Consider the following 15950-nt stretch of genomic DNA (forward strand, 5'->3'; position numbering starts at 1 on the left):
AATCATAACGACACACTAATTTGCGTAACTTAGGGTGCAAATAGGCAATCAGATTACAGTGCCTATCAGGAGGATGTATGAAACCAAATCGATCTACGGTACTCACTGGACATGTAAAACACTGCCCATGTTGTTCTACCGAACTGGTCATCAAAGACCACATTCACGTTTGCCCGCGCAATGAAATTGGCGACTGTTACTTCGATGGCTATGACCAACACGAACAGCGCGCCAATACCGATTTTATCGATCATGCAAGTGCCAATGATAGCCTTGTTTACGGCATGTCAGAACATTAGCTAGCGAACGAACGTCAATCAGTCTCAATTCCTGTTCAAATGCAAACAAGCCCTGATGCTCTTTCTAGTTAAAAGCGCATCAGGGCTTTTCATTTATTACGCCCTTTTTATTCTTCAATAATCCCTCTTCCTCCCTATCAGAATGCCCATCCACTCTTGGCGCAAAGTGACCTATCTGTATTTTCAGTGGTTGCTCTTATTCACAGCACGAATCACGGAGAGCAAATCAATAGGATTTGACAAAGCTTCGTTACTTACTATTCGTTTAGATTGATAGCGAATAGCTGAGACATTGCGAACGACCCTACGACAACGCTGGAGAATCCATCAGATGCTATTTCGATTTAGTTCACTCTTTACGACTCTGTTACCAGGTTTACTGCTTAGCTTTAGTGCTATGTCGTCAACTATGGTGATGTGGGAAGACCTGATTCCGCCGCCAACAAAAGAAGTCGCGCTACCCGCGTTGAATCAAGATCAAGTCTCTAACCTATTTGCCGTTTTGAACTATCAGAAAACGAGCCTCAAGCGCGAGATGAACTCTGAAGAGACACAACAATACGAAGCAAGCAAGATCGCATTAAGTGAATCAGGTTATGACGCTGATGAACTACTGGCACTGAGAGAAGAAGCACTGGCGGTAGAACACATTCGCTTGACTACAGTCAACACCGACCTCGAACTGAACGATGTGACTATTCCGGGCTTTGTTGTTCCGCTTGAAATGGACGGCATGTTAACAACGAAGTTTCTTTTGGTACCCATCGCAGGCGCGTGTATCCATACCCCGCCGCCACCGGCAAATCAGACCATTATTGTCGATATTGATGAAGGGTTCCCACTTCAAGATCTTTACAAAGTCGTTATGGTGTCGGGAGATATCGCCACCTTTGAACAAGATCTACCTATCTCATTCATTGATGGCACTGAAGTGATCAGCACGGGTTACTCAATGGCGGCGCATAAAGTCAATTACCCTTAGTAATTCGCCAACTTGCAGTAACGTATTCATTTTCAATAACGTATTTATTTTCAATAGGAAAGCAGTCATGAAATCATCCATTCGCTCTGTTGCGTTACCCATCGTCTTAATTGCGTCAGCAGCTAATGTTTACGCAGAAAGCTACGATGTAGTCATTCAAGGTGGTCATGTTATCGACCCAGAGACAGGTTTGAGTGATGTACGAAATATTGGTATCAACAAAGGCACCATTGAAGCGATCACTAAAGATTCAATCACGGGTAAAACCATCATTGATGCGAACGATCACATTGTCTCTCCAGGTTTCATCGACCTCCATCACCATGGTCAAAACATTGCTGGCTATCGTATGCAGGCACAACAAGGTGTGACCACTGCCCTTGAATTAGAATCGGGTATTTTGCCTATCGGTGACTGGTACAAAGGACAGGCAGAAAAGAACCTGCCGATTAACTATGGCGCATCAGCAGCGTGGACATTTGCTCGTATCGCAACGTTCACCGACAGTGAGCCACAAGCTAATTTGCAGTACTTTCAAAGCATGCAAGGGCTCGATAACTGGAAGCAGAAAATCGCAACACCAGAGCAGCTAGAAAAGGTCATGGCATACGTTGAGCAAGGCTTAGACGAAGGTGCAATCGGGATTGGTATCAATGCGGGTTATGCGCCGGGCTATGGTCAAAAAGAGTATTATGCCCTTTCTAAACTTGCAGCAGAGCGCGACGTTGCGACTTACACGCACGTTCGTTATGCCAGCATGATGGAACCAGGCAGCAGCTTTGAAGCTATTCAAGAGTTGATTGCGAACTCTGCACTGACTGGCGCAAAGATGCACATCAACCACATCAACAGTACTTCACTGCGCGATATTGACGCGACATTAGAACTGTTCGATGAAGCAACAGAGAATGGTTTCCATGTTACAGCCGGCGCTTACCCATGGGGTGCAGCAAGTACGGTGGTTGGCGCAGCCATGTTTAGCGGGCCAGAATGGAAAGAACGTTTAGGCTATCAAGAAGAAAGTATCCAAATGGGTACCGAACGCCTGAATAACGAAGACCTTCTTAAAGCACAGAAAGAACAGCCGGGCTCAATCATTAACTGGCACTTTTTAGATGAAGCGGTACCAAGTGAGTTGTCTGCGCTGGATAAGTCAATCATCCATCCCAATGTATTGATTGAATCAGACTCGATGCCTTGGATGTTGATCGAAGATGGCAAGGTCAGCTATTACGAAGGTGATGAGTGGCCAATTCCAAGCGAGGCATTTGCACACCCTAGATCGAGCGGTACGTTCACTAAAATCTTAGGCACGTACGTAAGAGAGCGTGGTTTGCTCTCTATGGAAGAAGCGATTCGCAAAATGAGTTACATGCCTGCTACTGTGCTTGATGGCTTCGTACCGCAAATGGAGAAAAAGGCCGTATCCAAGTGGGCATGGATGCAGACATCGTTATCTTTGACCCAAAAACGGTCGCGAACGAAGCAACATACCAAGTACCGGCTGCGATTTCTACAGGGGTTGATACCGTGTTAGTTAACGGTCAGTTTGTAGTTCAAGATGGTGAGCTTGTAACAAGTGCAGCACCGGGACAAGCAATACGTCGTGACACTCAGAAGTAACGTAATTCGAACGTTAGAGATTAGATAAAAACTCAAAGTTAGATTAAGTCAAAAGTAGATTAAATAAAAATAAAGCCAGCCCCGTCCAACTTACATCTAGTAACTGGCAAGGGCTGGCTTTTTGTTTATCCGTTAAAACATATCGTAATTAGCTGGTTTGCTTTTGATATTGCGCCGGCGTTTTGCCCAACCACCCTTTGAATGCTCGGTTAAAGTTAGATAAATCGCTATAGCCACATCGCCATGCTGTCTCGAAAGGTGATGTGTTGGCTTTAAGCAACCGCTTCGCCACCTGACAACGAGCCTCATCTCGCAAACCACGAAATGTACAACCATGATCAGTGAACTGCCTTTGTAGAGAACGCGACGAAGTTCCAATCAATGAGGCAAGCCATTGAATATTAAACCACGGTAGAACCGCGTAGGTTTGTACCAATGCATTAATTACCGTCAACCAATCGCTGTCTATTGGCTTGTCTACTGGGACAAAATCCGCTGACAACGGCACTTCAATGGCACCAAATGCATGGTCGAAATGGAACGCGTCTAGCTTCGCAGTATTGGTAACATCTCTCGCCAAGTGGTCAGGAAAACTCATAAACACCGAGTTAGGCTCCCAATGATGACCCAAGAACATGCGACACAGCGAAATAAAGGCAAAGGTTCGAAACCATTCCGCTTGGTCATAACCGGGTAACGAAGGATGGTATGAGCCTCGGTGACACAAGTACCACTTGCCATCGATTTTATCGACCCAAACCACCATGTAGTTGTTTAACGTCGGCATCATTTCAAGCAGATGATGAAGTGCATGTTCTAAGTTTTCACATCCTGAGAACTCAGAAACCAGCTCAGGAGAGATTTGGTCAAGCGTGATTAACCGCCCCACGTCAAACCCAACATTCTTATTGGTTTGCTTGACCATTGCACCGAGAAAAGCCATCGCTTGGTGAGAAGACAACCAATACTCTCGGTCTTCAATATCTTCAGGGAAGTCGTATTCAGCCGCAATTTTTCGCCACTCAATCCCCTTTTGTTCAAAGTAAGCTAAAAAGGGAGCAAGGTTGTTTGAATTACTGATATTAATAGGATTCTGCATTAAGCGATTAAAACCTTAGAGACTATCTATTAACGACTATAGCGTTAATTTTTTTTCGATGTGAACTGTTACCGAAACATTGAGGAGTACGCTACGAAAATACACCGCAAGTGATAAGAGCAAAGTAAACGTGCTGGCATAGAGCTTTGATTGAATGGTTTTGGGTGAGCAGATGGAAGAAGCGTACAAGGGGCGATATTAAAACAGGTTGCGGAAAGTGAAGGTGTAAGATGAGAAACTGAAATTGAATGAAGCCTCCATGCTTCGGGATCTTTAATCGTTAAATAGGTGTAGGTTCTAAAAGTAAACCTTATAGAAAACCCACGCTACCGTGTCATCAATATCGATTTTTTTCGATGCAGATTTCATGCTGCCATTGGTGTTTTCAATCTTAAATTGCCCCCAACGAGTACCATCGCTCGACAAAGGCGTACCCGCAGTTATTGAGCTTTTCAGTAATGAGGTTTCAATGTCACCATCCATGTAGGTGTATTCAGGTGAAAGCATGAAGTACGTGCCATCAGCACCCGGCTTCCATGAGATATACGCCGCAGCCATACCACCGAGTATGTCGGTCTTTTTTTCACCCATCGAAGATGCAAAATCACTGTCATAATCACCCGCTAGTACGCCCACTCGACCGAACAGAGTTAGGTTTTCTACGTCCGGTTTGATCATCACGACTCCGCCCAACGCTGCAGTCGTGAACTGAGTATTGTCGATAATATCAATCGAGCCCGCCGCTGACGGCATAACAGGGTTAGCGAAATTAATAACATGGAAATATTGCAGTCGGCTGTCTTTGTATTTTCCGTCTTGGTCCATGGTGCCTTCGATGGTACCCATCGCCATTTGACCGTTTTGTAAACCATAACCAATAGAGCCCGATAGTTTCACGTCACCTTGGTTACTAAAGCCTAGGTAAGCGGATGTGTTAACGGCGGTCAGGTTGGAAGGATCAATCACTTCTTCATTAGAATCTTGTGCGTGAGCTAAAGTAATACCAGCGCAAAACAGAGTGGTTGCGAAAGCAATTTTGGTGCGTTTTTTCATGTGTGTTCTCCCGTATTAAGGGGACGAACTATAGAGGTTTATTTAGGTTTATTAAGGTCATTTTGCGCCAAAAAAAATGCAGCGCCAATCGAGTGATTGTTCGCTGCATTCTTAGACCCTGTAAACTTAGCTAGCCATTAGAATGGAGCTAGGTAAAACGGATTACCACATTAGATCATCTGGGATCACGAAGTCTTTGTACGGGTCATCTTCGTCTACTTCGTCTGTGCTACCTGCCTGCGTATCAACGATAGATTCTTCGTCGCGCATAGCAATCTTGTTCGCTACTGCTGTTGGAATAACAACATAGCTCTCGCCTTGACGAGCAATACTTAGAATGCCTTTACTTAGTTGCTTTTGAGTCAGCTCTTCTACGTAAAGGTATTTAACTAGCGTACCGTCGGTGAAGTTGTATTTGATCTCACCGTTCTTCTGTTCGATCTTGTTCATCTCAATCAGTTGCTTCACTTGAGCTTTAATTTCTTTGCTCAACTGCTGTTCTTTCAACTGTTGGTTTAACTCTTTGTCTTTCGCTTGCTGCGCCAGTTTAGTTTCTTCTGCTGCCGCTTTTGCTTCACGAGACTGAACGCGAGACTTTTTAGAGCCTTTCTTCGCCTTCTTTAATTTTTTCTCATTTACCAAGCCAGCTTTAAGCATCTGCTCTTGGAGTGTTAACTTTGCCATGACTTTCCCAGTTCAGGATTAAAAACGGCACTATCATACCTGTTTTTAAGGTTTCTGTTTACTGAACAAGAGTAAATTACAGAACAATCGCAAAATTTGTGCTGATAGATCTAAGCTGTCGCCAAAATCCCTTCTAGTTGCTCACAACCTCCACTTTACCGCAGCACACAGTTTTCACTTAAGCACGCCAACAATGGCTGTTCCACCGACTCGAAAGCATTAACTCACTCTATTATTCGCGCGCGTACCATTTATCATTCCAACAAGACAATATGTTAATTTTCAATGGTTAATCAATTTTATAAAACCTTGGCATATATCTCATATTTGAATAAATGCCATAGAGTTATAACTCCAATGTCATAACTTTTGACTACGTTATTCTAGACATCAATCAATAAGGATAACGTAAACGATGAAAACTCAATGGACTTGGTTAGCTGCACTTGTGGCATCCACATCAATCGCTTCGACCTCTGCGATCGCAGACACCGACGTGTATCTCACCAATAACACCAATCAAGCGATGACCATTCAAGCCAACCACACTGGTACCGACCTTCTTCAACTCGGTGATGAGTGGCAACAGCATGTTGAACAGATTGGCCCTTGGGAGACGAAGAAGCTGATCAGTTTCAACCGCTGGACTGGAGTGAAATCTGGGAAGACCTATGAGTTTGACACTGTGGTATCAAACGCTGTGGGTGAGAGTGTCACGCTCAACCAAACCATGAAGGGACATTGGTATAACTCGACACTGCAACATGGTTTAAGCGCCGCAGACGTCAACCTAACGTTGCATGACGACCGCAATATTCATCGCAGCACGACCGATGCATTCGGGGTCAATGCAGAACTACCACTTAAAGCCGATTCTACGGCGCGTTATGATGATATTTATTACACCATCACCCCGCCCAAAGTGGATGAGCAGCCAGAGCCGGATGCCAATACACTCAAGGTCATGACCTACAACATCTGGGCGCTGCCTGCCATCGCTTCGCATATTGGCGACCGCTACGATCTTCTCCCTCAATACGTAAAAGGCTACGACGTGTTGGCGCTTCAAGAGGTGTTTGCCAACGGCAGAGATGAGTTCTTGCGTGAACTTGCGAAAGAGTATCCTTATCAAACTAAAATGCTCGATAAAGATGGGATTAACATCTATGACGGTGGTGTGATCATTGTCAGCCGCTATCCTATCGTTAACGAAGCTCAGTATGTTTTCCCTGATTGTACGGGCACAGATTGCTTTGCTGATAAAGGCGTTAACTACGCCGAAGTGATCAAGAATGGTCAGGCTTACCATGTATTCGGCACCCACACGGCATCGTTTGATACGGACACCGCTCGTGACTACCGACAACGTCAATTCAAGCAGATGCGTGCACTGGCGCAGTCTTTGAATATCCCAGCATCAGAAACTGTGGTTTACAGCGGTGACTTCAACGTGAACAAGCTCAAGTTCCCAGGCGACTACCAACAGATGTTCGCTAACCTGCAGGCTGATGAACCACAATATTCAGGTTACACCGCGTCTACCTTTGATCCACGCATCAACAACTTTGCGGGCGAACCTATGTCGGGTGGCGAGAACGTTGAGTATCTCGATTATGTGGTGGTGAGCTCGGAATATGCCGCTAAAGCGCATAACGACAATCGCGTGGATGTCCCAAGATCAACAAGCAGTGAGTTATGGAAGCACTACAATCTTTCAGACCACTTCCCTGTTAGCGCCGTGATCAAGTAACTCGGTGAACCCATAATGCAACGAGTTATATTAATCCTAATGCTCGTCTTAACGGCGAGCATTATTGGCTATTCGTGGTCATCAAAAACGAACGAAACAGCGCTATCTTCTGCTCAACACACAGAAGCCAAGCCGCGTGTTTCTACGACAACTGCTGACGATAATTTCACACCAACTACAACCGCCAGTTCGGAAAATCCAGCATCACAGAGCAATCAATCCCAAGCTGAATCATCGGGCGGGGAAACGAATGCTGAAAACTTGACGGAGCTTGAAGGCAAGGCTTTATTAGATGAACTCGATGGGTTCTGGAAGCTTTGCGAACAACGTGATGACTGCACTGAGCAACTCGCGCGATTGAAATCAGAATTGCCAAGTATATGGTTTGAATTACTGAGCGACTATCCACAGCTATCAGTCGACTGGCAATTAACCCAAAGCACTATCCCACTAGAATCCATAGAGACACTTGAAGAGCGTGTTGCCCTATTCAAACAATCTGCCCAGCAAGTATGGGGAGAGTTGGCCCACCAGCTATTCGCAGACCAGTTTATTCATCTGGATTTTACGCTCAACGCCAACACCCTTAAAGAGAACGAAGCGAACCAGTTTTTGGGCAACTATCAAGATTTGCTTAGTGAATGGCAAAACAATACGGGCACATTAAATGCCGAAACACAGCTTCAAAAATATGAACTGGCAGTCTCCTTGATACCCAGCAGTTATAGCCCTGCTGAAATAGTATCAGTCAAAACTGACCTTCAAGAAGCCTACTTAGATGAAACGCAGGCCAGCAACATTGCAGCGCGAGAACAACAAGTCGCACAGCAGCAACAAACCGTGATGAGTTATCACGAGCAACTGGATCAGCTTAAAGCGACCTTAGGCTCTCAGCGCTCATCAAGTTATGCCACTTGGACTCAACAAGATTGGGACAGTTACTATCAGCAGCAAGTCACCGATTTCAGAGAACAGTTTTTTAGCAAGTAACGCTTTAACTTAAACCGTCACGAAACTGCGCGGGCGTTTTATTGAGCCAACCTTTAAACGCCCTTCTGAAGTTTGCAGGGTCGCTATAACCGAGCCTTTCACCAATATCGTCAATGCTCATGGTTGTGCCGAGTAATAGCTCTTTGGCCAGTTCCACTCGAACTTCGGTGAGCAATATTTGATAGCTGGATTCATGGGTTACTAGCTCTCGCCTGAGTGTACGAGAGCTACAACCAAACTCATCCGCGAGTTGTTCAATATTCGGGAAACTGCCTGCGGTTTGATAAAAGATCGTTTTGATCTGGTTAGTCAGTAGATGCTCAGAGTCCAGCGTTTCCACTATCGATTGGCAAGACGCAAGATAGCGCTTCAGTGTCGCGGCATCATGAGTCAATAAGGTTTGTGACAAAACCGATGCATCAAAACGCAGTTCACAATGGCTCTGCTCAAAAACTATGGGGCACTGGAAACGCTCATCATAGAGCTTGGCGTAATTAGGGCGAGCATAAGGCAAAGCCAAAGTGTGAATATCCAACTCATGACCAGTCAGCTCTTTGAACAAAGAGACGATTGAACTTAAGAAATACTCACTACAGAAAGGGAGCAGATCGCCCACTTCCAAGGTGTTCTCAATCTGAATCACTGCTTGCTCGGAATCTAGAAACAATTTAACCGAAAAGATAGGACCATTCAGGCGCAAATACTTGAAGCCCGACTTGATGGCCTCCCCGACATTTTGACTGGTTGATAGCGCATAACCCAACACACCAAAGTGGCTCAAGCTAGCGTGTTCTCCCAACCAAAGCCCCAAGCCATCGTGAGGAAAGCTCTGATTAGCCGCGCTAAACAACGAAAGCTTGTCAGCGTAAGTCAGTTTTCCATTCGGATCTCGCCAATCCATGTTTGGCAAACCCACATCATTGAGTAGCCTTTCAATAACAACGCCTCGTTGCTCTAACGTATTCAACAGCAGCGCGATATCTAATGTACCCAACTGATGCCGATGCCCGGTTGGCTGATACTCCGCGATAATCTCCAATCGTCTCTCCTTATATCGAGCCCATTCCCATAAACATGACTACTCAGCTTCAGTAGCACATGCTGACAAAATCGTGATTGGTAACGCGCTCTTGTCCGAATATGACCTCCCAATTCTACGCTACTCATCGCACAATGGCTTTAGTTGTTAAATTTATGTGAACCATCGCAATGATAAAAACCAACCCTGCCCCACACAGTTTGATTGATTCTAATGGTCAGCCGATCATTGGGCATTTCGATGGCATCCCTAAACACCTGAACATCGAGAGCTTTGACTATCGAAACTCGATGGATGCAAAAGCAAACTCTTGGCAGAAGCACTTCCACTACAAACAATTCCAGTTTGTCAGCATCGTCACCGATACACACATTATTGGTGTCGCTATCGCGGATATTCGCTACTTGGTCTCGGCATTTTGTTATCTGTACGACATAGAAAACAACCATCTGCAAGAGTCATCTTGGTTGAGGCCATTAGGGTTTGATAAGCATGTAACGCCTTCACCATTTGAAGGAAAGACAAGCATTGCCGATCAAAGCATTACTTTCGATATTGAAGGCGGACAATGGCGAGTTCGCTTGAATACCAAAATCATCAAGGCCGATATCGCTTTAGAGCCTGAAGCCGACAGCTTACCCATGACGATGTGCAGCCCAACGGGGTATTCAGGTTGGACTTACACCCAAAAGCACAACGCTTTGCGCATCAGCGGCGACATCCAAATCAAAGGAGTATCACTCGATCTCGAACAAGCTCGTGCTGGGTATGATTTCTCAGCGGGATACATGAGGCGTGAAACCAGTTGGCGCTGGGCAAGCATCAACACGCAATCCAATGGGACAGATATTGGCTTGAACCTCGCGGCGGGCGTAAATGAAACCGGAGGCTGCGAAAACGTATTATGGGTCAATGGAACCAGACTCTTACTTAACCCGGTACAGTTTGCGTTTAGTCGCCAAAACACGAATTTACCTTGGCAGATAACATCACAAGATGGACGTATAAACCTGACCTTTACGCCCTTAAATAATCGCAGCGAAAAGCTCAATTTATGGCTGTTAAAGAGTAACTTTCGTCAGTTCGTTGGTCACTTTTCTGGCTCGATTGAAGACAACAATGGAGTGACACATCAACTCGATGGTGTTCTTGGTCTAACAGAAGATCACTTTGCTCGCTGGTAGCGAAATTCTGCTGACTGAATCTCAGGCGAGCAAGTCTAAGTAAACTGATACTAAGAACGCGTATGGCGTCTCAACAAGGATAAAACATGAATATCGACGCATTAATCAATCACCCAGAATGGCTACTGCTGGTATTAGCGCCCTTATTCGTGGTGTGCATGTTGGCTGAGTATTTTATCGGTCAGAAGCAAGGTCGATTGCCAGATAACTCGAGCTATAAACTTTCAGAAGTAATGTGTAACTTCACGCTGGCGGGAATGCATCAACTCTCCGATTTACTCACCGGGTTATTGGTCGTGCAGCTGTATCTTTGGATGTTTGGTTGGCGTTTAATGGACATTGAAATGGGCGTGCTGAGTTTTGTTGTATTGATGGTGTTACAAGACTTTTGCTATTACTGGTTCCATAGAGCAAGCCATCGTGTTCGCTGGATGTGGGCCGCGCACGTCGCGCACCACAGTTCAGAACAGATGAACTTCAGTACGGCTTTCCGTCAAAGTTTGATGTACCCATTCGCAGGCATGTGGCTATTTTGGGTACCGCTGGTCATCATAGGTTTCGACCCTAAATGGATCATCTTTGTGGTGCTTCTCAATCTAGGTTTGCAGTTCTTTGTACATACTCAATGGATACGAAGCTTAGGACCACTTGAATACATCTTTAACACCCCATCACACCACCGTGTACATCACGGCAAAAACCCGCAATACATCGATAAGAACTACGCCGGTGTTTTGATCATTTGGGATAAATTGTTTGGTACGTTCGAACCGGAAGTTGAAACCGTACGTTACGGCGTCACCAAACCCGTAAACAGTTTTAACCCGATGGTAGTCACCTTTCAAGAATGGAAGGCCATATTCAAAGATTTGAAGAACCGAGAGTTAACCATGAAGCAGAAAGTTCGATTGATACTCTCACCTCCCTCGGATTAATCAAAGCGATCGGGTCTAGTACACCTTATGAAAATCAATGAGGTTGAATGTGAGGTCGCTTACCCAGAAATCGCCGTCCAAGTCGGCACCTTGCACGTATCGCTTGTCGCCCATTTCTAAAGTCACAATGTATTTGCCCGCGATTAGCCCCTCTACCATGTAAAAGCCATCACTCTCAATCTCGCTCGAATACTCGGTGCCTTTCTGGATATGTTTAAAGTGCAGATAAGCACTGTTTTCTAGGTCACCTTCTACCGTACCATCGACGCCAAATGACACCACCATTTCGATATGAGCATGAGTCAGGCCGACTTGCTTAGTATTTACAAATACGGGATTTTGAATCGGCGTTAGGTTAAGGTCGAGTGCCCCTTCATCAATATAGATAGGCAGATTATCTCGAGCCGGAACACTTGAGAATTCAAATCGGCCTTTTGCATCACTGACTGCTCGTTGATCCAAGATTTGTAGGCTTACGCCCTGTATCGGTTGTTTGTGGTGATCGTAGACAATGCCGGTCAGCTTAGAATGGTTGTAACGATTCCACTCAACAAACTCACCAATGCTTTCATCAAAGTAAGTCTTGGCGCCGAATTCGGTCGTCATCTCGACACCGTATCGGTCTTCGGTTCCTTCCAACTTAAAGAGCAAATAAGGATTCACTCGAGCTTCCAAAGAAGCCGTAAACGAAACCTCCTGCTTTTGATAGCGAGCCGATACGTTGGTCGTGAGTTCTTGAAAAACCTCCAACGGATCGAGCAGGCACTCTTTACACGCATTCCTTAAAGACAGCTCCGTTCGTTCATGATGACCCGAACCATCAACAGTTCCTGAAATATTCCACGATGTATCCGAAAACCCACTTTTTGCCAAGCCAATAGTGTGTAGATAATCATCTTGGTGAGAAGCTTTGGTATATCGATAATCACCGGCGTATGAGACAAACAGATTACGAGCCACTTTCGAGTTCAACTTGGGTTCAACACTCAATTCGTCTTCATCATCTCTTATCGTTAAAAAGGCTGTTAAGTTTGCAAGCGACAGGTTGTATTTGAACACATCGTACTCCATTGACTCTAAGTCCAATTCATCGGTTTTATTAAGCTCTATCGATGCCGACTGATCGCCGTTGATCAAAATATCAAACTCCATTGGAAACCGATTGAACTCAGGTAACCAACCGATATGACCCGCGAACCAATGCGCCGGTAAGTATCGTCCTTGAACGCCAATCAAGTCTTTGCCATGTTGCCTCATAAAGGCACTACCCACAGTGAAGTAATCGGCAAGCCCATATTCGAGCGACACAGCGCCCGCTCGGTCTGCGCCTTCATTACCGACCACTTGCACACCCCACTCGTTGCGTGGCAGAAATGCATCTTCTAAACCGGCGACGGTGATCTCTTCTTCCTGCCAGACACCTTTCGATAAGTAGTAGCGAAACTTGATGGTGTCACCGGGGGAGATGTTGTCTTCTTCAACCACGAAACGTCCAAACTCATCAGAGCGATAAGTGGTTTGATAAATGCCATTGACCAAAACATCGATGCTGATGTTGGGTTGAGTGGTTCGTTCGAGTTGAAGGTTACCGAACTCTGTCTGTCGCTTTCGATTGGTGTAATAGAGCCCGTCTTCGAGGGTTTGATTCACAGTAAAGACGCTGCCATCTAATAACACATGGCCGACTTCCAAAGAGCCTTCACCGTCATGAGCTTCTACCGAAATGTTGTAATAAACGATGGGGTTATCTTCTCGTGAATCAATCGACAAGCGAGACAAGGAGTGTTCAGTGCTTAATATGGTGTCTGAAATTGCGTAAACATCACCGCCAGTTTCACTGTCGTGATAAACCGAAGTCGCTAACCGAGTCGCCAAACCCACGGCGGCAACAGGTTCGAAAGCTGGCGTGTTTTCAGCTCGCTTGAGATCCTCGGCCTTTTTACGTGATTCATTTTTCATCTTAGAAATAGCGGCTTCCAGTTCAGTCAATGAGCTGAATTCTGGAGAAACGGTCAGCCGATAATCATCAATATCCCAACGCACTTTTGCCGGGATACAAGCTTGCAAGCTGTACCAGTGGATGTAAGTTTCTGAGTCGATGACTTGATATTTGATCGACTGGATATTGGTGTCATCGCGATAACAAATGGCTTGTTCGGTATCTAAAATGTACGGAGGAGATTCTCTTCCCACATCTTGAGGCAAATACAGTTCGCAATATCCGCTTTCATCACACTGACCATTCATTTCGAGCAGATAAAAAGCGGCATTGGATATCGAAATGAAGGGTTCTTCGTAGTCATCCATCATGACACGATAAAAGCTATCCCCCACTTTCCCGACTCGAACTTCTACATGGGCTGGATAGAGTTCGTTCGCCTCACTTTCTTCTTCAGATTGCGAATACGCAGCAAAAGGAAACAATGAAGCGAGCAAAAAGAGTCGCCAAAGCATGCAATTGAACACTAGCCTTTAAAGAGTCTGCGACAATGAAACGAGCACTACAGAACACATTCGTACAGAGGCTGTCCGTTCTGAACCAGTGATATCTTTGAGCCTTTTGGGAAAGGCTTGGTTAATTCAGCATTACGAAGTAGCACCACTTTTTCGCTATGCTCGTCGACATTCAATTTTGCAGTAAATTGAAAGTTACCATCGTTGCGAATCTTGATGCTTTGATTGTCACACGCAAACTTAACATCTTGCACCTTCTCACCTTTCTGAACATAAACGGGTACATAACTGTTGATGTGAAAGTTCAGTTGAAAGGCTGAACCGTCACTGTTGGTTTTACTTGAAGACAACGCAATGTCTGATAGCTCTGCAGCTTTTGCTATTGGGGAAAACCACAAGTAAGCACGATATTCACCATCAGCCATGTCAGCAGGCAGAGCATTCATACGTAAGCGAACCGTGCGTCTTTGATTGGGTTTAAGTTCACGAATTATTGGTGGTGACACTTTAATCCAACTCGCGATGTCTTCCGATTCAGCAATATTAGCGTCAGTTCTAACCAAGCCACTCGCCTTTACTGGGCGATAAATCGGTTTTATCTCCAAGCGAATCGGTTGATCTGAATTGTTTTCGACGACGATTTTTTCAGTCACCGAAGTGTCGGCATCCAAAACAAAACGAGTCGGAGCGATAAGTAGCTGAGCATAGGCTTGTGTTGTGAAGATTAAGCCGAGAACACATGAGATAAACAACTTCATTTATAATTAACCTCAAAAGGGATTGTACTGGTGTAAAGGCCTGCGGGGTGGTTAGCGCCGATTTTCACTTTGGCACCAATACACAATAATGGCTTTGTTGCGTAATTAAATTTAGAGATAGAGCCAACCCGTTTCGCTTGTTTCTTAGTCAATACGACAAGTTTCAGGCATACCTAACCCAGTAAGCTTGTTCAACGCTTTTATCATCGCGTAAGTTTCACCCACCTGGGCATTGTAATTTCTTAAGCTCAGTTTCCCTCCTAGCAACTGTTTAACTCGATACATCGCTGTTTCTGAGAGTGAACGTTTGTGGTATCCATACCGCTCTTTCCAATACTTATTTGAGTCGTATAATTTCTGGCAACCCACGGCGAAATTTCGAGGGTGACCACGCTCCCAGAAGGCAGCCCCTTCTCTTGGGGGAATAAGCGCAATAGCTCCCTTAATCTTAATAGCAGCGTGACACGCTCTCGTGTCGTAAGCGCCATCACCAGACACCTCAAGGATACTTCGGCGTGTTTGTTTCAGTAAGTTCGGGAGTACTTCTCCATCTGTAACCGTCGATAAACTTAGCTCGGCGGCAATGATCTCATGAGTGTTGGTATCGACTGCAATATGCAGCTTTCGCCAGACTCTACGCTTGCCATCCGTCCCATGTTTTTTGACTTTCCATTCACCTTCGCCATAAACCTTAAGGCCAGTAGCATCAATGGCTAGGTGCTGTATCGCTCCTCTCGTTTTAGTCTTAAATGAAACCTCAACTTGCTTGGCTCTACGACTGATGCAGGTGTAATGCGGACAACTTAACGGTACATGGGCTAACCTAAATATCGAGTCGATAAATCCTTGCAGCGCTCTCAATGGCATAGAAAAAACTCGTTTGACCATGAGTGCTGTCGTGATAGCTAAATCACTGAACCGACGCGGCCTACCGCGCTTATTCTGTTTGCTTTGCGCCCATCCGCTTATTGCTTCTTCATCAATCCAAAAAGTCAGAGAACCACGGTTAATGAGTGATCGGTTGTATTGCTTCCAGTTGGTTGTTTTATAACGAGGCTTAGGCATAGGACTACGAGATAGAGTGGAGGTAGCTGATCAGA

At 45.2% G+C, this 15950-nt stretch carries 13 protein-coding genes and 2 pseudogenes; 7 read left to right on the forward strand and 8 right to left on the reverse strand.

Annotation, left to right across the window (positions count from 1 at the left end):
- Positions 1 to 77 precede the first annotated feature (77 nt).
- The 3 genes and pseudogenes from OCV20_RS09280 to OCV20_RS09290 all read left to right on the forward strand — a co-directional run bounded on the left by OCV20_RS09280 (position 78) and on the right by OCV20_RS09290 (position 2904).
- Positions 78 to 299, forward strand: a complete 222-nt coding sequence (locus OCV20_RS09280) for a hypothetical protein (RefSeq protein WP_017059142.1) — start codon at positions 78 to 80, stop codon at positions 297 to 299.
- A 331-nt stretch (positions 300 to 630) separates the two neighbouring features.
- Positions 631 to 1281, forward strand: a complete 651-nt coding sequence (locus tag OCV20_RS09285; RefSeq protein WP_086774946.1) for a DUF3299 domain-containing protein — start codon at positions 631 to 633, stop codon at positions 1279 to 1281.
- A gap of 67 nt (positions 1282 to 1348) precedes the next feature.
- A pseudogene (locus tag OCV20_RS09290) lies at positions 1349 to 2904 on the forward strand (amidohydrolase family protein).
- Between the two features lie 148 nt (positions 2905 to 3052).
- Here OCV20_RS09290 and OCV20_RS09295 read toward each other — a convergent pair.
- The 3 genes from OCV20_RS09295 to OCV20_RS09305 all read right to left on the reverse strand — a co-directional run bounded on the left by OCV20_RS09295 (position 3053) and on the right by OCV20_RS09305 (position 5740).
- Positions 3053 to 4003, reverse strand: coding sequence for a helix-turn-helix domain-containing protein (locus OCV20_RS09295; RefSeq protein ID WP_086774945.1), 951 nt, complete (start codon positions 4001 to 4003; stop codon positions 3053 to 3055).
- 297 nt (positions 4004 to 4300) lie between these two features.
- Positions 4301 to 5056 (reverse strand): hypothetical protein, encoded by a 756-nt coding sequence (locus OCV20_RS09300; RefSeq protein WP_086774944.1) that lies wholly within the window; start codon positions 5054 to 5056, stop codon positions 4301 to 4303.
- Between the two features lie 162 nt (positions 5057 to 5218).
- Positions 5219 to 5740: a DUF2058 domain-containing protein gene (locus tag OCV20_RS09305; RefSeq protein WP_010441213.1), complete on the reverse strand. Its 522-nt coding sequence runs from the start codon at positions 5738 to 5740 to the stop codon at positions 5219 to 5221.
- A 415-nt stretch (positions 5741 to 6155) separates the two neighbouring features.
- Here OCV20_RS09305 and OCV20_RS09310 point away from each other — a divergent pair, with 415 nt between their 5' ends.
- Both OCV20_RS09310 and OCV20_RS09315 read left to right on the forward strand, forming a co-directional pair.
- The gene (locus OCV20_RS09310) at positions 6156 to 7490 is read left to right on the forward strand and encodes a sphingomyelin phosphodiesterase (RefSeq protein WP_086774943.1); all 1335 of its coding nucleotides are present in this window, start codon (positions 6156 to 6158) and stop codon (positions 7488 to 7490) included.
- Positions 7491 to 7529: 39 nt separating this feature from the next.
- Complete coding sequence (locus OCV20_RS09315; protein WP_086774942.1) at positions 7530 to 8480, forward strand: chromosome partitioning protein ParA; 951 nt, start codon at positions 7530 to 7532, stop codon at positions 8478 to 8480.
- A 4-nt stretch (positions 8481 to 8484) separates the two neighbouring features.
- On the opposite strand, the gene OCV20_RS09320 is transcribed toward OCV20_RS09315, so the two are convergent.
- On the reverse strand, positions 8485 to 9519 hold the full coding sequence (locus tag OCV20_RS09320) for an AraC family transcriptional regulator (RefSeq protein ID WP_086774941.1): 1035 nt from the start codon (positions 9517 to 9519) through the stop codon (positions 8485 to 8487).
- A 170-nt stretch (positions 9520 to 9689) separates the two neighbouring features.
- Here OCV20_RS09320 and OCV20_RS09325 point away from each other — a divergent pair, with 170 nt between their 5' ends.
- Positions 9690 to 10703 carry a DUF2804 domain-containing protein gene (locus OCV20_RS09325; RefSeq protein ID WP_086774940.1) on the forward strand — a complete coding sequence of 338 codons (1014 nt, stop codon included), beginning with the start codon at positions 9690 to 9692 and terminating at the stop codon, positions 10701 to 10703.
- An 86-nt stretch (positions 10704 to 10789) separates the two neighbouring features.
- Positions 10790 to 11638 carry a sterol desaturase family protein gene (locus OCV20_RS09330; protein WP_086774939.1) on the forward strand — a complete coding sequence of 283 codons (849 nt, stop codon included), beginning with the start codon at positions 10790 to 10792 and terminating at the stop codon, positions 11636 to 11638.
- Between the two features lie 15 nt (positions 11639 to 11653).
- Here the strand turns inward: OCV20_RS09330 and OCV20_RS09335 are convergent, their stop codons facing one another.
- The 4 genes and pseudogenes from OCV20_RS09335 to OCV20_RS09350 all read right to left on the reverse strand — a co-directional run bounded on the left by OCV20_RS09335 (position 11654) and on the right by OCV20_RS09350 (position 15915).
- Entirely contained in the window at positions 11654 to 14092 is a 2439-nt protein-coding gene (locus OCV20_RS09335) for a carboxypeptidase-like regulatory domain-containing protein (protein WP_086774938.1), read from the reverse strand.
- Between the two features lie 47 nt (positions 14093 to 14139).
- Positions 14140 to 14850 (reverse strand): fimbrial biogenesis chaperone, encoded by a 711-nt coding sequence (locus tag OCV20_RS09340; RefSeq protein ID WP_086774937.1) that lies wholly within the window; start codon positions 14848 to 14850, stop codon positions 14140 to 14142.
- A pseudogene (locus tag OCV20_RS09345) lies at positions 14847 to 14939 on the reverse strand (DUF4402 domain-containing protein); the annotation flags it as partial. The gene OCV20_RS09340 and the pseudogene OCV20_RS09345, both read right to left, overlap by 4 nt.
- Positions 14940 to 14994: 55 nt before the next feature.
- On the reverse strand, positions 14995 to 15915 hold the full coding sequence (locus OCV20_RS09350; RefSeq protein ID WP_086773621.1) for an IS5 family transposase: 921 nt from the start codon (positions 15913 to 15915) through the stop codon (positions 14995 to 14997).
- Positions 15916 to 15950: the final 35 nt, after the last annotated feature.

It is taken from the genome of Vibrio coralliirubri, assembly GCF_024347375.1.
Taxonomy (GTDB): Bacteria; Pseudomonadota; Gammaproteobacteria; order Enterobacterales; family Vibrionaceae; genus Vibrio; species Vibrio coralliirubri.